Below are 19611 nucleotides of genomic sequence, written 5' to 3'. Positions count from 1 at the left end.
AATATTGAGGCTAAAGGTGATTTTACAGATAACTCCTGGTGGATAGCGCGCGATCTTCGCTTAACTCAAATCATTGGCTGGAGGTAAAAAAAATGTTTTGACGCGCTTTAGCTCCGCTTTACGCTCTTGCTGTTTTTTTGTACTGCCCCTGCCGTTTGCCTTTGCCGATTTCTGCACGCTGATATGAAAATTTGCGCGCGGTCAAAAAAAACGAGCCGCAGCAGCGGCAGAAAGTTTTCTGGAAGCTGTTACATTTTTTACACTTCCTTAAAAAAATTCCTTAAGTTAAATCAATTTATTAATGCGTTATTTCATCAATTTTACTTGATAGTTGACAGTTTCCAGAATTGTAAACTAAGTCAAATTATAAATTATGTTTATCCTGTCGATAAATATTAATCAAGGCGAGTGGCGGGGTTTTTCATACTATCAGAAAGATAAAAGTTAAAAAAAATAGCGTATCAGCGCCTCTTTTTAGATTGTTTTTAACATTTCTACGCCGTCCGGAAATGTCGTTGCACCAGGTAAAGCCGCCTGCCCTCGGGTAAGGCGATCTATTACTTTGCGCGTAAAGCTGAAGGTTTTCTTCATGTTTACGTGCGAAACATCCAATGTCTGGTGTACACGAGGTTACTATGGCTCAGCTTACTGATGGCAGCGTGGAAATACTTTCGCGCGACGATGGCAGCATTCTTTCTCAGGTCGCAGCAGGGAATTCCAACAATACCATCCTCCTGAATCAACCCAGCGTAGTCCGCATTCATGGAACCCGCGCCATGGTGACCGAGTTCGAACGCCAGGGTAACGATCTCATCGTCCACATGCGTGACGGCAGCGTTAAACGCTATCAGCAATTCTTCCTGGATGACGTTGACGGCGATCACAGCGAGCTGGTTTTTGATGACGGCGTCAATCCGCCTGAGCACGCACTCTTCCCGGTCACCAACGAATTCGCCGATGCGCAGGCGGTGGTAGCGATTACGCCACAGTATGAGTCGCTTGGCTCGCTGGAACCGCTGCTGCTGGCTGATACCGGTGCTACCACCGGCGTTATCACCGCCGCAGGTATTGGCGCGCTTGGTCTTGGCGCAGCAGGCGTCGCCGCACTGGCGGGCGGCGGCGGTGGCGGTGGCGGCGGTGATGATGCAGTGACAGTAGCGCCATCCCTTACCGTCAATCCGTTAACCGGCGATAATACCCTGTCGACGGCGGAAAAAAATTCTGACCAGACGCTGAACGGCACCACCAGCGGCACGGAAGCGGGCAACACCGTTACCGTCGTGCTCAACGGCGTGACCTATACCACCACGGTCGGGGCAGACGGCAGCTGGAGCATCACCTTACCGGCCGCCGCGCTGGCTACGTTGCCGGAAGGCAGCAATACGCTGACCATCAGCGTGACCAACAATGCAGGCGCCACGGCGACCACCGCTGAAACCTTTACGGTAGAGGCCGGTGCGGTCACGCCCACCACGCCTTCCATCGCTATCGCCGCTTTTGCAGGTGACGACGTGCTGGATAACGGCGAGCAGCAGCAGGCGCAGATCATCAGCGGCACCACCACCAACGTGCAGCAGGGCCAGACCGTTACCGTTACCCTGAACGGCCAAACCTACACCGCCACCGTTGACGGCAGCGGCGCGTGGAGCGTGGCCGTTCCGGCTGCGGCCGTGCAGGCGCTGGCGGCGGGCACCACGACCATTACCGCCACCGTTACCGATGCGGCGGGCGCGGCGGCAACCACCACGCACGATTTCACCGTTAGCGCCCCGGCTACCGCTCCGGCCATCACCATCGCCGCCTTTGCGGGCGACGACGTGCTGGACAACGGCGAGCAGCAGCAGGCGCAGATCATCAGCGGCACCACCACCAACGTGCAGCAGGGCCAGACCGTTACCGTTACCCTGAACGGCCAAACCTACACCGCCACCGTTGACGGCAGCGGCGCGTGGAGCGTGACCGTTCCGGCTGGCGCCTTACAGGCGCTGGCGGCGGGCACCACGACCATTACCGCCACCGTTACCGATGCGGCGGGCGCGGCGGCAACCACCACGCACGATTTCACCGTACCAGCCTTTGGCATCGGCAGCATTAGCGTTAATGCGCCGGGCGGCGACGGCTATCTCAGTATTACCGAAGCGCAGTCCGATCTCACCGTTTCCGGCTCTTCAGCCGATCTTCCTGCCGGCACGGTTATCCGGGTATCGCTGGGCGGGCGCGAATATACTGCCACCGTGGCGGCAGACGGCAGCTGGAGCGCCACCATCCCCGCCGCCGATCTGCAACAGCTGTCGCAGGGTCAGAATCTCATTATCGCGTCAGCCACCCTGGCGGACGGCACCGTCGTACAAAATGGCTCTGCCGCTTCGCTTAACGTTATTACCACCGAACCGAACGCCGGGCTTAATGTGCCCTTCGGCGACAGCGTTATCAGCGGCAGTGAAGCGGGCGCCGATCAGACGCTGACCGGCAATACCGGCGTGGCGGGCGCAGGCCAGTCGGTCACAGCGACAATAGGCGGCACGGACTATACCGGCACGGTCAACAACGACGGTAGCTGGAGCGTGACGCTGCCGGCCGGCTCGCTGCAAAACCTGCCGCAGGGCAGCAACGATATCACCGTAGTGATTACCGATCCGGCAGGCAACAGCAGCACCTCGACCACGCCGGTAAACGTAGCGACCGCCGCGCCAGCTCTTACCGTTACGCCACCGGATGCGACGCTGAACCAGGACGATGTAACCCAGCCGCTGATCCTGAGCGGCGTCAGCGCTGACAGTCAGAGCGTCACCGTCACGCTGAACGGCGTGACCTATAACACCACCGTTAACCCGGACGGCAGCTGGAACGTGAATATTCCGGCTTCCGATCTGCAACAGCTTGCCGATGGTGATTACACGCTGGGCGTGGTCGCTACCGACGGTTACGGCAACAGCACCACGCAAAATATTCCGCTGGCCGTGGACGCCACGCCGCCGACGGCGACGGTTAATCCGCTGGGCGGTGACGGCTATGTGAATGCGGGCGAAGTTGGTCAGCCGCTGGTTATTACCGGCACCACCCAGCCGGGCAGCACGGTGCTGGTGCGTTTTGACAGCGTTGACGTGCCCGCCACTGTCGACCCGGTTACCGGCGCCTGGACGGCGACGTTAAGCCCGGACAGCCAGGCCGCCATTGCTGACGGCACCTACGTCGTCACCGTCGTTACCACCGATGCGGCCGGTAACGCCAGCGAGACCTATACCACTGTAACCTATGCAACCACCACGCCGATCGTGACGGTTAATGAACTCACCGCCGACGGCTCGCTGAACAGCGCAGAAGTCACGGTCGATCAGGTGCTGACCGGGACGGCCACTAATGTCGCCCCAGGCAGCCCCGTGACCCTGCAGCTGGCAGACGGCACAATCTTTACCGGCAGCATTGAGCCGGGCGGCAACTGGAATATCACGCTTCCTGCGGCCACGCTAACGGCGCTGGCGAACGGCACGCAAAACTATACCGTTAGCGTCAGCGATGCGGCGGGCAATACCGGCAACGCCACCGGCAGTTTTGCGGTGGCCGTTGATAACACCGTGGCCGCGCTGGCTATTGCGCCGGTCAGCGGCGATAACGCTATTAACGCGACAGAAGCGCAGGCGGATCTGGTTATCAGCGGCAGCAGCGCTGGCCTTGCCGCCGCCACGCCGCTGACGGTTACCTTTAACGGCGTGGATTACGCCTCTACGGTTAATCCGGACGGCAGCTGGACGGTAACCGTGCCTGCCGCCGCCTTGACCGGCATTGCCAACGGCAGCTATGCCGTTACCGTGACGGGCACGGACGCCAACAGCAATCCGATCGCCGGCACCAGCGACGTGAACGTGCGTACTTCGTTCCCGACAGAAATTATCCTTAACTCGCCGTTTGGCGACGGCGTGCTGAACGCGGCTGAAAGCACGGCGGCGCAAACGCTGACGGGCAATACCGGCGTCAACTTCCCGGATCAGGCGGTAACGGTAACCGTTGACGGCGTAAGTTATCCCGCTACCGTCGATACCCTTACCGGCAGCTGGAGCGTGGCGCTGCTGCCGCCGGCGTTGGCCTCGCTACAGGACGGCACCGCAGATATTGTCGTTACCGTTACGGATTCGCTGGGCAATACGGCCAGCTCAACCACGCCAATCGTGGTCGATACCGCCGCGCCAGCGTTGGACGTCGCCATTCCGGGCGATAACGGCGTGATTAACGCGCAGGCGCAGAACCAGCCGCTGACCGTGAGCGGCACGGCGGAAGCGGGCAGCACGCTCAGCATAGTGCTGGCGGGCGTCACTTATTTAACCGGCGCAGATGCGGACGGCAACTGGAGCCTGGCGATTTCGCCTTCCGCACTACAGTCGCTGCCGGACGGTAAATATGATATTACCGTGACCGCTACGGACGCGGGCGGTAACCAGACCACCTCATTGACGCCGGTAACCCTGGATACCGCGACGCCTGCATTGACCATTGCGCCGGTTTCCGGCGACGGCTATCTGAACGCGGCGGAACACGACGCCGCGCTCAGCGTAGCGGGCACGGCCGATGCGGGATCGGCGATTGTCGTTACGCTTAATAACGTTACCTATAACGCCGTGTCCGACGCCAACGGCAACTGGAGCGTCAGCGTGCCTGCTGGCGACGTCAATGCGCTGACGGACGGCACCTATGCGGTGAGCGTGCAGGCCACGGACAGCGCGGGCAACGCTACGTCAAGCCTGCAACCGCTGACGGTAGTGGCGGGCGCGGGCGCGCAGCCAACAATCGCCGTAGACGCCTTCACGGGCGACGGCGTGCTGGACGGCGCGGAGCAGGATCTCAATCAGCTGGTTACCGGCACCACGACCAACGTTCAGGCAGGCCAGATCGTTACGCTGACCATGAACGGCGCGCAGTATACGGGTACCGTACAGGCGGACGGCAGCTACAGCGTGCTGGTGCCGGCTACGGCCTATTACGGACTGGCCAACGGCACGCAAACCTTTACCGTTGATGTAGCCGACGTCGCGGGCAATCCGGCCACGGCGACCAGCGGCTATACCATCGATAATACCTTTAGCTCAATTGCTATTGGCGTCATCAGCGATGATAACGCTATCAACACCGTTGAAGCGCAAAACCCGCTGGTGATCCACGGCAGCACCCGCTTTGTCGCCTTTGGTGCGCGCATCCTGGTGCGCTTTAACAATGCGGATTATGAAACCACCGCCAATAATGACGGCAGCTGGAGCGTGACCGTTCCGGCCAGTGCGCTGAGCGGCCTGCCTAACGGCAACCAGACGATCACCGCGACGGCGACCGACGTTAACGGCAACCAGATCGCTACCACGCAGAGCCTGGATTCCGCTATTAATCCAGACTTTACCGTGACGCTGAACGAGCCGTTTATCGATGGTGCGCTGAACGGCACAGAGGCGCTCAGCGACCAGTCCCTTTCCGGCTCGACCGGCATTACCGGCAGCGGCCAGGCCGTTAGCCTGCTGCTGAACGGCATCACCTATACGGCAAACGTGGATGCGGACGGCAACTGGTCGGTCACGCTGCCCAATGCGGTGCTGCAAGGCCTGCCGCAGGGCGATAACACGCTGACCGTGACCGCCACCGATCCGGCTGGCAATACTTCTTCACTGACCAATACCTTTACCGTAGATACCTCAACGCCGACGCTGACGCTGAATGCGCTGGCGGAAGATAACCGCCTGAGCCTGGCGGAGCAGGGCCAGGCGCTGACGGTAACGGGCGACGGCGAGCCGGGCAACGTGGTCACGCTGGTGCTGAACAACACCACCTATACCGCGACGGTGACCGGCACCGGCAGCTGGAGCATTGAGCTGCCGGCGGCGGCGCTGCTGGCGTTAACCGACGGCAGCTATCCTGTTTCGGTCAGCGTGGTTGATGCGGCAGGCAACGTCTCTGCGCTGACCCGCACGCTGGATGTGGATCTGACGCCGCCAGCGTTGACGGTGAACCCCGTCTCTGGCGATGGCTATCTTAACGCTGCCGACACCAGCCAGCCGCTGGTGGTCAGCGGTACGGGCGAAACCGGCAACACTATCGCCGTCGAGCTGAACGGCACCGTTTACAACACTATTGTTGGCGCTAACGGTCAGTGGACGCTGACCGTGCCCAACACGGCGGTAAATACGCTGGCGGAAGGTAACTATACGCTTGCCGTTACCGCCAGCGATGCGGCCGGTAACGTGACCACCGCCAGCACGCCGCTGGTGGTGGATACCAGCGCGCCGGTTATTGCCGTTAACGATCTGACCGCTAACAATATTATCGACGGCGCGGAACAGCAGACCGACCAGCTGCTCAGCGGGACGGTAACCAATGCGGAAGTGGGGCAAACGGTCACCGTGACCCTTAACGGTGCCGATTACGTGACCACGGTGCAAACGGGCGGCGGCTGGCAGGTGGCGATCCCGGCCGCCGATCTGAGCGCGCTGGCCAACGGCACGCAGACGCTCAGCGTCACCGTGGCCGATCTGGCAGGCAACAGCAGTACCGTTGCCAAAACCTTTACCGTCGACAGTACGCTCAGCAGCGTGGCGTTCGATCCGCTCAGCGGCGACGGCTATCTGAACGCGCTTGAGGCGCAGACGGATCTGACCGTTACCGGCTCTACGGCGAACGTGGCGGCTGGCAGCACGGTCACCTTTACGCTCGGCGGCCAAACCTACACCGGCACCGTAGCGGCAAACGGCAGCTGGACGGCGACTATCCCGGCAGCAGATTTGCAGGCGCTGGCAGAAGGGCCGCAAACCGCGACGGCCAGCGTTATCGCGCAGAACGGCAATACCGTGACCAGCGAAAACACGCTGAACGTATACGTCGATCGCGTGCCGGATCCCACGCTGCAAACGCCGTTTATTGACGGCACCCTGACCGGCCAGGAAGCGGGCGTCACGCAGACGCTGACCGGCACCACGGGGCAGGAAGGCGTTGGTCAGACCGTAACGGTCAATATCGGCGGCACCGATTATGCCGCCACCGTTAACAGCTCCGGCGTCTGGACGCTGGATCTGGCGCCGGCGGTGCTTCAGGCGCTGCCGCAGGGACAGTCTGCCGTGACGGTGACGGTCACCGACGTGGCGGGCAACGTTTCCGCCATTACGCCAGCGCCAGTTATCACCGTGGCCACTGCGCTGCCAACGCTGACGCTGGATCCGGTCGCAGGCGGCGATAACATTATCAACGCCGACGAGCAGGGCGCAGCGCTGGCTATCAGCGGCACGGGCACGGCTGACAATGACGTTACCGTTACGCTGAACGGCGTAACCTATACCACCACGGTCAATACGGACGGCAGCTGGAGCGTAACCGTTCCGGCGACCGATCTGGCGGCGCTGGCCGACGGCCCTTATGCGCTTCAGGTCAGCACCAGCGATGCCTTTGGCAATACCGCTACGCAAAACCTGGGTCTTTCCGTGGATACCGCGACGCCAGCCTTTACGGTGGATCCGGTCACCGGCGACAACACCATTGACCAGGTCGAGCAGGGCCAGGCGCAGAACATTACCGGCAGCGGCAGCGAAGGCGACACTATCTCCGTTACGCTGGGCGGCGCTACCTATACCACTACCGTCGGCACTGGCGGACAGTGGACGATTAGCGTACCGGCCAGCACGCTGGCTAACCTCACGGAAGGCGCTAATACGCTGACCGTAACGGCGACCTCGCCTGCGGGCAACGTCGCGAGCCAGGACACCACGCTGACGCTGGATACGGCGGTAGACGTGACCCTGATTATCAATGCCGTTTCCGGCGATGATTTAATCAACGCCGCCGAAGCCGCCCAGGGCTTTACCGTGACCGGCAGCGTGCCTGATGACACCAGCACGGTAGTCGTAAGCTTTAACGGCACGGATTATCCGGCGACCGTGGGCGCAAACGGCCTGTGGAGCGCGGCGATCCCGGCCGCGGCGCTGGCGGGCGTAGCGGACGGTGATTACACCCTGACCGTCACCGCCTCGCCTGCCAGCGGCGGCAGCCTGTCGCTGCCTCACGCCATTACCATAGATACCGCTGCGCCAGTTCTGACCGTCGCGGCTATCGCTGAAGACAACTTCCTGAACGCCGCCGAACAGGGTCAGCCGCTGGCTATTACCGGCACCGGCGAAGCGGGCGACAGCGTGCGCGTGGCACTGAACGGCAGCGTCTATACCGCCACCGTAGACGGCGACGGCAACTGGACGGTTACGGTTCCCGCGACGGCGACTATTGCTTTAACCGGCGGCAGCTATCCGGTCACCGTCACCGCGACGGATCCGGCGGGCAACGCCGTCACGCAAACCAGCGCGCTGGTTGTGGATGTCAGCACGCCTGTGCTGACGGTTAATCCGCTGAGCGGCGACGGTATCCTGAACGCCGAAGAGCAGGCGCAGCCGCTGACCGTTAGCGGCACGGCAGAGAACGGTTCAACCGTTACCGTCACGCTGGAGGGCACGGACTACACCGCCACGGCAGGCGCTAACGGCCAGTGGTCGCTGGCTATTCCGGCTGCGGATCTGGCCGGGCTGGCCAACGGCGACTACACGCTGACCGTAGCGACCGCCGACGCGGCAGGCAACGTGACGACTCAGGAGAGCACGCTGACGGTAGTGGCCGATGCCGCTACGCTGCCAACGCTGACGCTGGACAATTTTGCGGGCAACAACATTCTGGACGGCGCAGAGCAGCAGGTCAGCCAGACAATCAGCGGCACCACCACTAACGTCCAGGCGGGCCAGGTGGTGACGGTGACGCTGAACGGCTCGGTTTACAGCAGTCTGGTGCAGGACAGCGGCGCGTGGAGCGTCACTATTCCTGCTGCGGTACTGGCAGCGCTGCCAGCGGGCACGCAGACCTATAGCGTTTCCGTGGGCGATGCGGCGGGCAATGGGGTTACGGCAGGCGGCAGCTTCGATGTTAATACTGATATCAGCTCGGTAGCCATTAACCCGCTTAGCGATGACGGCTACCTGAACGCCACGGAGGCGCAGGGCGATCTGACCGTGAGCGGTGCGGTTTCTAACGTGCCGGAAGGCAATACCGTGACGGTAACCCTGAACGGCATTGACTACACCACTACGGTAACGACGGGCGGTACGTGGAGCCTGACGGTACCGGCGGCGGATCTGGCGGCGCTGGCTGAAGGCCCGGTGACCGTCAGCGCCAGCGTGCCTGACGTGGACGGCAACGCCGTGACCAACGAGGCGACGCTGAACGTAGCGACCACGCTGCCGACGCTGGCTATCGAGACGCCGTTTACTGACGGCGCGCTGAATGCAGGCGAGGCGGGAACGGCGCAAACGCTGACCGGTACGACCGGCCTCACGGGCGACGGTCAGAACGTCAGCATCGCTATTAACGGCAGCACCTATGCCGGCACCGTTGACGGCGACGGCAACTGGCGCATCGTTCTGTCGCCGGAAGTGCTACAGGCGCTGCCGCAGGGCGATACCCTGGCGACCGTTGCCGTCAGCGATGCGGCGGGCAACTCGACGACTGCTCCGCTGACCTTGAGCGTGGACACGCTGCCGCCTGCGGTTGCGGTTAACGCTATCGCTGGCGACAACATTCTTAACGCGGCGGAACAGGGCAGCGATCTGCCTGTTAGCGGCACAGGTGAAGCTAATGCCGCTATCGTGGTGACGCTGAACGGCATCGACTACACCACTACGGTGGGCACGGATGGCCAGTGGACGGTAACGGTGCCGGCAGCCGATCTGGCCGCGCTGGCGGACGGCAGCTATGTGATCACCACTACCGTGACCGATCCGGCAGGCAACAGCGCAACCGCCGACAGCCCGCTGACGGTTAAAGCCAGCGCGGCCGCGCTGCCAACCCTTTCTGTCGATCCTTTCACCGGCAACGATACGCTTAACGGCGCCGAACAGCAGACTACGCAATATCTCAGCGGTACGACCACTAACGTCGAGGCTGGGCAGCAGCTGACCGCCACGCTTAACGGCGTGGCTTACACCACGCGCGTGCTGGCCAGCGGTGCATGGCGCGTAGCGATCCCTTCTTCCGTGCTGGCGACGCTGGCTGACGGCACGGCGACCTTCAGCGTGGCGGTCAGCGACGCGGCGGGCAATCCGATCACCGTCAGTCATGATGTAACCGTGGACAGCACGGCGGCGGGCATCAGCCTCGATCCGCTCAGCACTGACGGCTACCTGAACGCTGCGGAAGCCCAGGATGCGCTGATTGTTACCGGCACCACCACCGGCCTGGCGCAGGGCGCGCCGGTGACCGTCACCTTTAACGGACAAACTTTTACCGGCGTGGTCGGCACCGGCGGCACCTGGAACGCCGTGATCCCGGCCGCCTCGCTGGCTGGCCTGGCGGACGGTGCTAACACGCTGACCGTCACCGCGACCGATGCCAGCGGTGCTACGGCAACCGGCACCGCTACGCTGAACGTCCAGGTCAACGATTTGCCTGCGGTCGCGGCGGATACGCCATTTAACGGCGGCGTGCTGAACGGCGCACAGGCGGCGACGGATCAGACGCTGACCGGTTCTACTGGCGTAACGGGCGACGGGCAAACCGTTGCCGTGGCGGTGGGCGATACCACCTATACCGGCACTGTAGACGCGAACGGCAACTGGAGCGTCACTATCCCGACCGCTGAACTTCAGGCGTTGCCGCAGGGCGCAAACGCGCTACAGGTTACCGTAGCCGATGCGGCCGGCAACGCCAGCACGGTGGCGGTGCCGGTCACCGTGGATACCGTCGCGCCGACCCTGACGCTTAATCCGGTGGCGGGCGACGGCGTGGTCAACGGTAGCGAAGCAGCGGCGGATATCACCGTCAGCGGCGGCAGCACCGGCGCGGAAGAAGGTCAGCTGGTCACGGTTTCGCTGAACGGCCAGACTTACACCACCGCCATCGCGGCGGACGGCAGCTGGAGCCTTGCGCTGCCGGCCGGTCTGCTTCAGGCGTCGCCGAACGGCACTTATCCTGTTACCGTTTCCCTTAGCGACGCGGCGGGCAACACGGCTTCAACCGCTGCCGATATCACGCTGTCGACCGTGGCGCTACAGCCAACGCTGGATACGCCATTTATCGACAGCTACATCAACGTTACCGAGTCGCAGAGCGATCAGACGCTGAGCGGCACGACCGGCGCGACCGGCGCAGGCCAGACCGTAACGGTCAATATTGCCGGAACGGACTACACCGCCACGGTGGATAACGCCGGCAACTGGACGCTGCCGGTCAGCGCCGCCACGCTACAGGCGCTGGGCGAAGGCGTTCAGGGCATCACCGTGACCGCCACAGATGCCATCGGCAATACGGGCACCGCGACGACTTCTGTTAGCGTTGATCTGACTGCGCCAACGCTGACGGTCAATCCGGTCGCGGGCGATAACATTATCAACGCGGCGGAAAGCGTAGGGCCGGTAACCATTACGGGCACTGCTTCAGCCAGCGAAGCGGGCCAGCTGGTGACCGTCACCTTTAACGGCGTCGACTATCAACAGTCGGTGCAGGACGACGGCAACTGGACGGTCAATCTGCCCGCCAGCGTCACTCAGGGCATTGCGGACGGGACTTATCCAGTGAGCGTCAGCCTGACCGATGCGGCGGGCAACGTGTCTACTCAGGCGCTGACGGTCGTGGTCGATGCCAGCCTGGCAAGCCAGCCGACCGTGGCGCTGGATGCCATCAGCGGCGATAACTACCTTAATCAGAGCGAAGCGGGCGCGGATCTGGCCGTTACCGGCACCACCACCAACGTGACGGCAGGGCAGACCGTGACCGTCACGCTTAACGGCGTCGCCTATACGGCGCTGGTGCAGGCGGACGGCAGCTGGTCCGCGACGGTTCCGGCGGCGGATCTTGCCGCGCTGACCGACGGCGCGCAAACGCTGACCGCCACGGTCGCCGATGTGGCGGGCAACACGGGCAGCAATTTCGCGGAGTTTACCGTGGTCGCCCAGGCCGCCAGCCTGCCGACTATCTCTATCGATCCGGTCACCAGCGACGATGTGGTCAATAATCAGGAAGCGCAGAACGACGTGCTGATCACCGGCTCCAGCCAGCGCATCCCGGAAGGCGGCACCGTGACGGTAACGCTGAACGGCGCGACCTATACCGGCACCGTTGACGCCGACGGCAACTGGAGCGCTACTGTGCCGGCGGCTGCGGTACAGGCGCTGACGCCGGGCGCCAATACGCTGACCGCCAGCGGCAGCGACGTGGCGGGCAACGTGGCGACGACAGCGGATAACTTTACCGTTGATACCACCGCGCCGGTGCTGAACGTGGCGTTAAGCGCGGGCGTGGATAACGTGCTGAACGCGGCGGAAGCGGCGGCCGGTCTGGTCGTCAGCGGCACCACCGATGCGGGCCTGCCGGTGAGCGTCACCCTTAACGACAAGGTGTACGCAACCACGGCAGATGCGGACGGCAACTGGAGCCTGACTATCGCCAGTGGCGATCTGACGGCGCTGGGCGACGGCACCACTCCGCTCAGCGTGGCGGTAACCGACGCCAGCGGCAACGTCGCTACCAGCGTCACCAACCTGACCGTGGCGGTCAATGCGCTGCCGGCGCTGACGCTGAATACGCCGTTCGTCGATGGTCTGGTCAACGCGACCGAAGCGGCGGCAGAACAGACGCTGACCGGCACGGCGACCAACCTTGCCGTCGGCACGGCGGTAACGGTTACGCTTGGCGATCAAACCTTTACCGGCGCGGTCAATGCGGACGGCACATGGAGCGCCGCCGTGCCGGCAGGCACGCTTGCCGCCCTGACCGACGGGCTCTATCAGCTGACGGTCGCCAGCGCGGATGCGGCGGGCAACCCGGCGACGGCCGAAGCCAGCATAGAGGTGCTGGTCACGACGCTGCCGACGGCCGCGATCAATACGCCGTTTATTGACGGCCTGCTGAACGCTGGCGAAGCGGGCGTCGATCAGGTAATTAACGGCACCACCGGCATTACCGGCGCGGGCCAGACGGTTACGTTGAATATCGACGGCAACGCCATTGCTACTACGGTCGACGACAACGGCAACTGGACGGCCACGTTGACGCCTGCGCTGGCGGCCACGCTGGGCAACGGCGAGCACACCATTAACGTGACGGTTGCCGATGTGGCGGGCAACAGCAGCACCGATTCGCTGGCCTATACCGCTATCGTTACCGGACTGCCGGCGCCGACGCTGACCCAGCCTTTCGTCGATGGCATATTAAACGCCGCTGAGGCGGCAGCGGGCCAGACGCTGGCGGGCACCACCGGCATTACCGGTGCGCAAACCGTTAGCGTGGATATCAACGGCACCGCTTACCAGGCGAACGTCGATCCGGCTACGGGTGACTGGACGCTGCCTCTGGAGGCTGGCGTGCTCTCTGCGCTGCCGGACGGCACGCTGCCGATTACGGTGACGGTCACGGATGCCGTGGGCAACGTCGGGACGGCCGGCGATTCGGCACTGGTCGCCGTTAACGCGCTGCCGGCGGTCACCATCGATCTGCCATTTACCGATGGCCTGCTCAACGTGGCTGAAGCTGCCACCACGCAGACGCTGAGCGGTAACACCGGGCTGGTCGCGGCGGGGCAGACGGTCACTGTTGCTATCGACGGCGGCGCGCCGCTAACGGCGACGGTCAACGCCAACGGCAACTGGACGCTCGATCTGACTTCGGCACAGCTGACCGCGCTGGGCAGCGGCACCCATACTTTTGCGGTCACCGCGACCGATACCGCAGGCAATGCCAGCACGGCCACGCTTGATTTTGACGCGCTGCTGGCGCTGCCGCAGCCGACCATCGGTTCACCGCTGTTTACTGACGATATCCTGAATATTGCCGAGGCGGGAACGGCTATCACTCTGGCGGGCACCACGGGCGTCACCGGAGCGAATCAGGGCGTGCAGCTGCAAATCGATGTAGCTGGTATTACTTATACCGGCAGCGTGGACGCCAACGGCAACTGGGCGGTGGCGCTACCAGCCGGGGCGCTGAGCGCGTTGGCTGACGGCGCGCACACCGTAGATGTTACCGTGATTGACGCGGCGGGCAATATCAATACCAGTTCACTCGGCTTCACCGCCGCGCTGACCGCACCAACGCCGACGCTGGATGTGCCTTTTGATGATACCTGGCTTAACGCGGCCGACGTGGCTGCGGGCGTGGCGCTTACCGGCACTACCGGGCTGGCAGGCGCGGGCCAGGCCGTTACGGTCACGCTGGGCGGCGTTAACTACGACGCAACGGTAGATGCAGACGGCAACTGGACGCTGCCGCTCTCCACGGCGCAGCTGGGCGCGCTGGATCAGGGGCTGCAAAACTATACCGTGGTGGCGGCAGATATCGGTGGTAACACGGCGACGGCGACGGGCAGCTTTACCGTCGACACGTCCGTGCCAACCATCGCCATCACGCCATTCACCGGCGATGGGGCGCTGGACTATCTGGAAAGCCTGACCACCCAGACGCTGAGCGGCACCACGACCGGCGCGGGCGAAGGCCAGGTGGTGACGGTCACCATCGGCACGGCGACCGTGAGCGGCGTGGTAGCCGCAGACGGTAGCTGGTCGGTTAACCTGACGCCGGAAGCGCTGGCGCAGCTGGGCACGACAGGCGATACCGGCACCATCAACGCTTCGGTCGTGGATGTCGCAGGCAATACGGGCACCGCGACCGCTGCGGTCACGGTCGACCTGACGCCGCCTCCAACGCCGCTGCTGACGCTGGCGCCGGTTTCCGACGACAACATCATCAACAGCACGGACGGCGCGACGCTGACGCTGAGCGGAACATTCGCTAATCTGCCTGTCGACGGCGGCGGCGCGGTGACGGGAACCGTAGCGGTCAGCATCAACGGCGTGGCGCAGGCCGGAACGGCCGTGGTCAATAGCGTCGACGGTACCTGGACGCTCACCGTGCCGAACACGGCGGCGAATATCGCCGACGGCATCGCCACCGTAACCGCGACGCTGACCACCGATCAGAACACTACGCTGGAGGCAAGCAGCCAGGTGCTGGTGGATCGCTCCGTGCCTGTCGTCACCATCAACGCCTTTGCCGGCGACGACGTGCTGAACGGCGCGGAAGCGGCGGTTACCCAGATAATTAGCGGGACGGCGTCCGCCAGTGAGGCGGGCAGAGCGGTAACCCTCACGCTGAATGACAAGACCTATACGGCCATCGTTCAGGCGGACGGCAGCTGGTCTGCCACGCTGCCGTCAGGTGATTTGCAGGCGCTGGGCCAGGCGGGCCAAACTCTGACCGCCACGCTGACCGATGCGGCGGGCAACACCGGCACCATTACGCGCGACTTTACCGTAGACACCGGCGCACCGCTGATTGCGGTGGACGCGCTGGTGGGCGATAACGTATTGAACGCTGCGGATATCCTGACCACTCAGGTAGTGACGGGAACAGCTAGCGGTGCCGAAGGCCAGACTATCGGCCTCTATCTGGGTGACGGCGCGCCGATCGCCACGGCGCTGGTCAATGCCGACGGCACCTTCAGCCTTGATCTGACGCCGGAGGTGTTGGGCAGCCTCACCGACGGCACGCTGGTGTTCGGCCTGCGGGTTAACGACGCCGCGGGCAACGCCACCGACGCCACGCTGACGGTAAATAAAGTGGTCAACGCGGCGCTGAATCTGGTGGTGGATTCCGTCTTCGGCGACGGCTTCCTGAACGCGGTCGACACCACGGTAGCGCAAACCATTACCGGTCTGGCCAGCTCCGCCGGGATTGGCGCGACCGTATCGCTGACGCTGGGCGGCACCACGCTGACGGCGGATGTCGGTCAGGATGGACGCTTCGCGTTGGTCGTACCGCCAAGCCTGCTTGGTTTGTTAAGCGATGGCGACACCGCGCTGAACATTGTGCTGACCGATGGCGCAGGCAACACCCGCACCGTGGGTGAAACCGTCACCGCCATTCTGGAAGCGCCGACCATCAGTGCCATCACCGGCCTGTTTGGCGGCGACAACCTGCTGAACATCGCCGAAGCGGCGCTGGCGCAGACGGTTGGCGGCACCATTGACGGCGCGGTCGGCTCCACGGTGACCGTGACGCTGGGCAGCAAAACCTACCAGACCACGCTTCAGGCGGGCGGCGCATGGAACGTGACTATTCCGCCGCTGGATCTGGCGGCGCTGACCACCGGCAACCAGACGCTGGGTGTCTCGGTGACCGATCCGGCGGGCAACACCTCGTCAACGTCGGCCACTATCGGCATCTTTACCGCCCAGCCATCCATTACGCTTAACCCAATCTTTGGCGACGGCATTCTGAATATCGCCGATGCGCTGGTTAACCAGACCATCAGCGGCACGGTCAATAACGTAGCGGCCGGTTCGACCATTAACCTGACGCTGGGCAATTCTACGGTGCAGGCGGCGGTAGGGCCGAACGGCGCCTTTACCGCCACGGTCACGCCGGACATTCTCGGTACGCTGACCAGCGGCACCCTGGCGGTGGGCGCCAGCGTGACCGATGCGGCAGGCAACATCGCCACCACCACCGGCAACCTGGTGGCCAAGCTGACCGCGCCGGTAGTCAATATCGCGCAGCTGTTTGGCGACGGCCTGCTTAACGCGGCGGATGCGGCGCTGGGCCAGACCATCGGCGGTACCATTACCAATGCCGAGCCGGGATCGCGGGTGGTGGTTAACGTAGCCGGGACGCAATTTGTGACCGCCACGGCAGCGGACGGCACCTTTAACGTGGCGCTGACGCCGACGTTATTGAAAGGGCTGCTGGACGGCAACCTGACCGTGGGCGTCAGCGTAACGGACAGCGCAGGCAACACTACTACCGCTAACGCCGGCGCGACGGTCGGCGTCAATACGCTGCCAACCGTGACGCTAAACCCGGTCTTTGGCGGCGATGGCGTGCTGAACCTGGTGGAATCGCTGGTCACGCAGACCATCAGCGGGACGGCCAGCAATGTAGCGCCGGGATCGACCGTTACCATCAACCTCGGCAACACCATTGTTACCACCACGGTCGGTGCGAACGGCTCCTATAGCGCCCAGGTGTCGCCTGCTCTGCTCAGCACGTTGCTGGACGGTAATCTTACCGTGGGCGTCGCCGTTACCGATGCGGTAGGCAACACCGCCAGCGCCAGCACGGGCGTGCGGGTTGGCATCCAGACTACGCCAACCCTGACGGTCAATACGGTATTCGGGGACAGCGTGCTCAGCGCCAACGATATCAACACCGTCCAGACCATCAGCGGTATAGCCCGTAACGTTACGGCTGGCTCCATTGTGACCGTCACGCTGAACGGTAAAACCTACACGGCGCCGGTTAACAGCAGCGGCGGCTGGACGCTGAACGTGCCGAAAGCCGATCTCAGCGCGCTGGCGAACGGCGTGCTGACGGTCAACGCCTCGGTAACGGACAGCTACGGCAACGTGGCGACCAATACCGGACAGCTGGTTGTGATTGCGCAGACGCCGCCGTCGGTCACTATCTCCAGCATCTTTGGCGATGGCCTGCTGAGCGCGGTCGATGCGCAAACCGCCCAGACGATTACCGGTTCGTCTACCAATGCCGAAGGCTCGATCCTGAACGTGCGCGTAGGCACCTCGACGTTGACCACCACCATCGGCGCGAACGGCACCTGGAGCGTGCTGGTGCCGGCCGCGACGCTGGCCGCGCTGCCGGATGGCAACGCGACAGTCACCGCCAGCGTAACCAATGCGGTAGGGAATACCGGTTCCGGTACTGATACGGCGGTGGTGAAAACCCATACGCTGCCAAGCGTGACTATTAATAACAGCACCATGTTTGGCGGCGACCACTACCTCAATCTGAGCGAGGCCAACACGCCGGCCACCATCAGCGGCAGCTCGGTTAATGCGGTCGGCAGTACGGTGACGGTTAATATTGCGGGCAACCTTTACACCACAACCGTGGGTTCTACAGGCGCATGGAGCGTCACGGTGCCTTCCGCCACGCTGAAAGGCATCGCCGACGGCAGCTATACCGTCACGGCTACCGTGTCCGATGTGGTAGGCAACACCGCCACAGGCAGTAATACCTTTACGGCCATTACCCATAACCTGCCGGCGATTGGCGTCGATCCGGTGCTGAGCCTGGTCAGCGTGCTGGTAACAGGGCTGACCGTGACCGGCGGCACGCTGAACCTGCCGCAGGGCACTACGCTGAGCGTCACGCTGAACGGTTCAACGCAGACCACCACCACGGATGCGCTTGGCCGCTATAGCGTGAAGTTCACCGGCGGCCTGTTAACCTCTATAAGCCTGAACTCTATCGTTACCGTAACCGCAGCAGATGTGGCAGGCAACCGCGCCACCACCAGCAATACCCTGCTGCTGGGATCGCTGTTGCCGGCTGCGGGCACCTCTTCTGCGGCGGCGGCAACGGCGCTGTTGGCAATGGCGGCGGATGATGCCACGGCTATCGCCTCTGCGGATACCAGCGACGCCGGCAACGCCTCTGTGGCTACGGCTTCCGCACAGGTGGCGACGGCGAACGCGGCACACAGCGAGTCAGACAGCGCGACGGCCAGCAGTACGGCGGATGCCACCACCACGACAGATGCCACCACCACGGCGGCGGCGACCACCACGACAGAGACTACGGCTACAGCGGATGCATCCGCTACGACCGCCGTAGCCGATGACGGCAGCTACAGCATCGGTGGGTTAATCGCGGCGCTGGCGGATGGTCAGACGGTAGAGGGTGCGTCGGTCGCGGGCAGCAGCGGCGAAGATACCGTAACGCTTAATACGCTGAACTTTACGCATATTGATGGCGGTGCGGGTACCGATACGCTGGTGCTCAACGGCGAGCATATGACGCTGGATCTCACCACGCTCGGGCTGAAGGTGGAGCATATCGAAATCATCAACTTAGGGCAAAGCGGCACCAACAGCGTCAAGCTGGATCTCAACGAGGCGCTGAATATTACCGATAAACAGACCGACGATCTGATGATCAAGGGGGTAACCGGCGATCAGGTTACGCTGGCCAACGGCGACGGCGGCACCTGGGCTGCCACTGCGCAGCGTACGGTAGACGGGCAGGTATTCGACGTTTACCACAACTCGGCGCTGGATGCGGCAAACACCCTGGGCGATGTGCTGATCCAGCATAATCTTCAGGTTCATCTGGTATAACAAGACCTTCCCTGCGCGAGGGCGGTATGGCTCGCGCAGGGAGGTTAACGTTAAGGAGGGTTTATCATTTGTAACAACAAAAAAAGCATAAACGAAAATAAAGAATGGCGAGGTTTTGTCATTTTTGCGTAAAGTGACGTTAAAGACATTAATAAGAAAAAATTGCCGTTTGGAACCACTTTCCAGATTTACGCCAGTAGTAAAGTGTGTATTAGCGGACTAGGTTATCCACTATCCAGCGTCGACTGCTCGCCTTTTTTTGACGATAAGTTATTGAGGTAAAAAGTGGTAAGTCGGGCCGAATCTCGGTTATGGCAAAGAGTGGTACTGTTTTTTTTTGCCGGCGAAATAAAATCCTCGCCTTGTCGTTAGCATTTTTTTTGGAAATTTTTTTTACCATTAGCCTTGTTGTGGATTATTTTGTAAATCCAGAAAGCACCGGGTCTGGCCTGGCACCTTTTTTGAGGCGCTGGCCGCTGCATGTCCG

1 protein-coding gene is annotated in these 19611 nt (G+C 62.6%); it reads left to right on the top strand.

The annotated features are described in order from the left end of the window. The first annotated feature begins 635 nt into the window (after positions 1-635). Positions 636-19124, top strand: coding sequence for an Ig-like domain-containing protein (locus ACA373_RS08115; protein ID WP_370734314.1), 18489 nt, complete (start codon positions 636-638; stop codon positions 19122-19124). Positions 19125-19611: the final 487 nt, after the last annotated feature.

The sequence above is a fragment of the Erwinia sp. STN24 genome, assembly GCF_041320675.1.
Taxonomy (GTDB): domain Bacteria; phylum Pseudomonadota; class Gammaproteobacteria; order Enterobacterales; family Enterobacteriaceae; genus Erwinia; species Erwinia aeris.
The sequence above is the reverse complement of the archived record's forward strand: the minus strand, read 5'-3'. Positions and strand labels throughout refer to the sequence as shown.

What these genes read in the sequence shown, in the direction of transcription:
- ACA373_RS08115 (WP_370734314.1), top strand. Translation starts at nt 636, where the DNA reads ATGGCTCAGCTTACTGATGGCAGCGTGGAAATACTTTCGCGCGACGAT.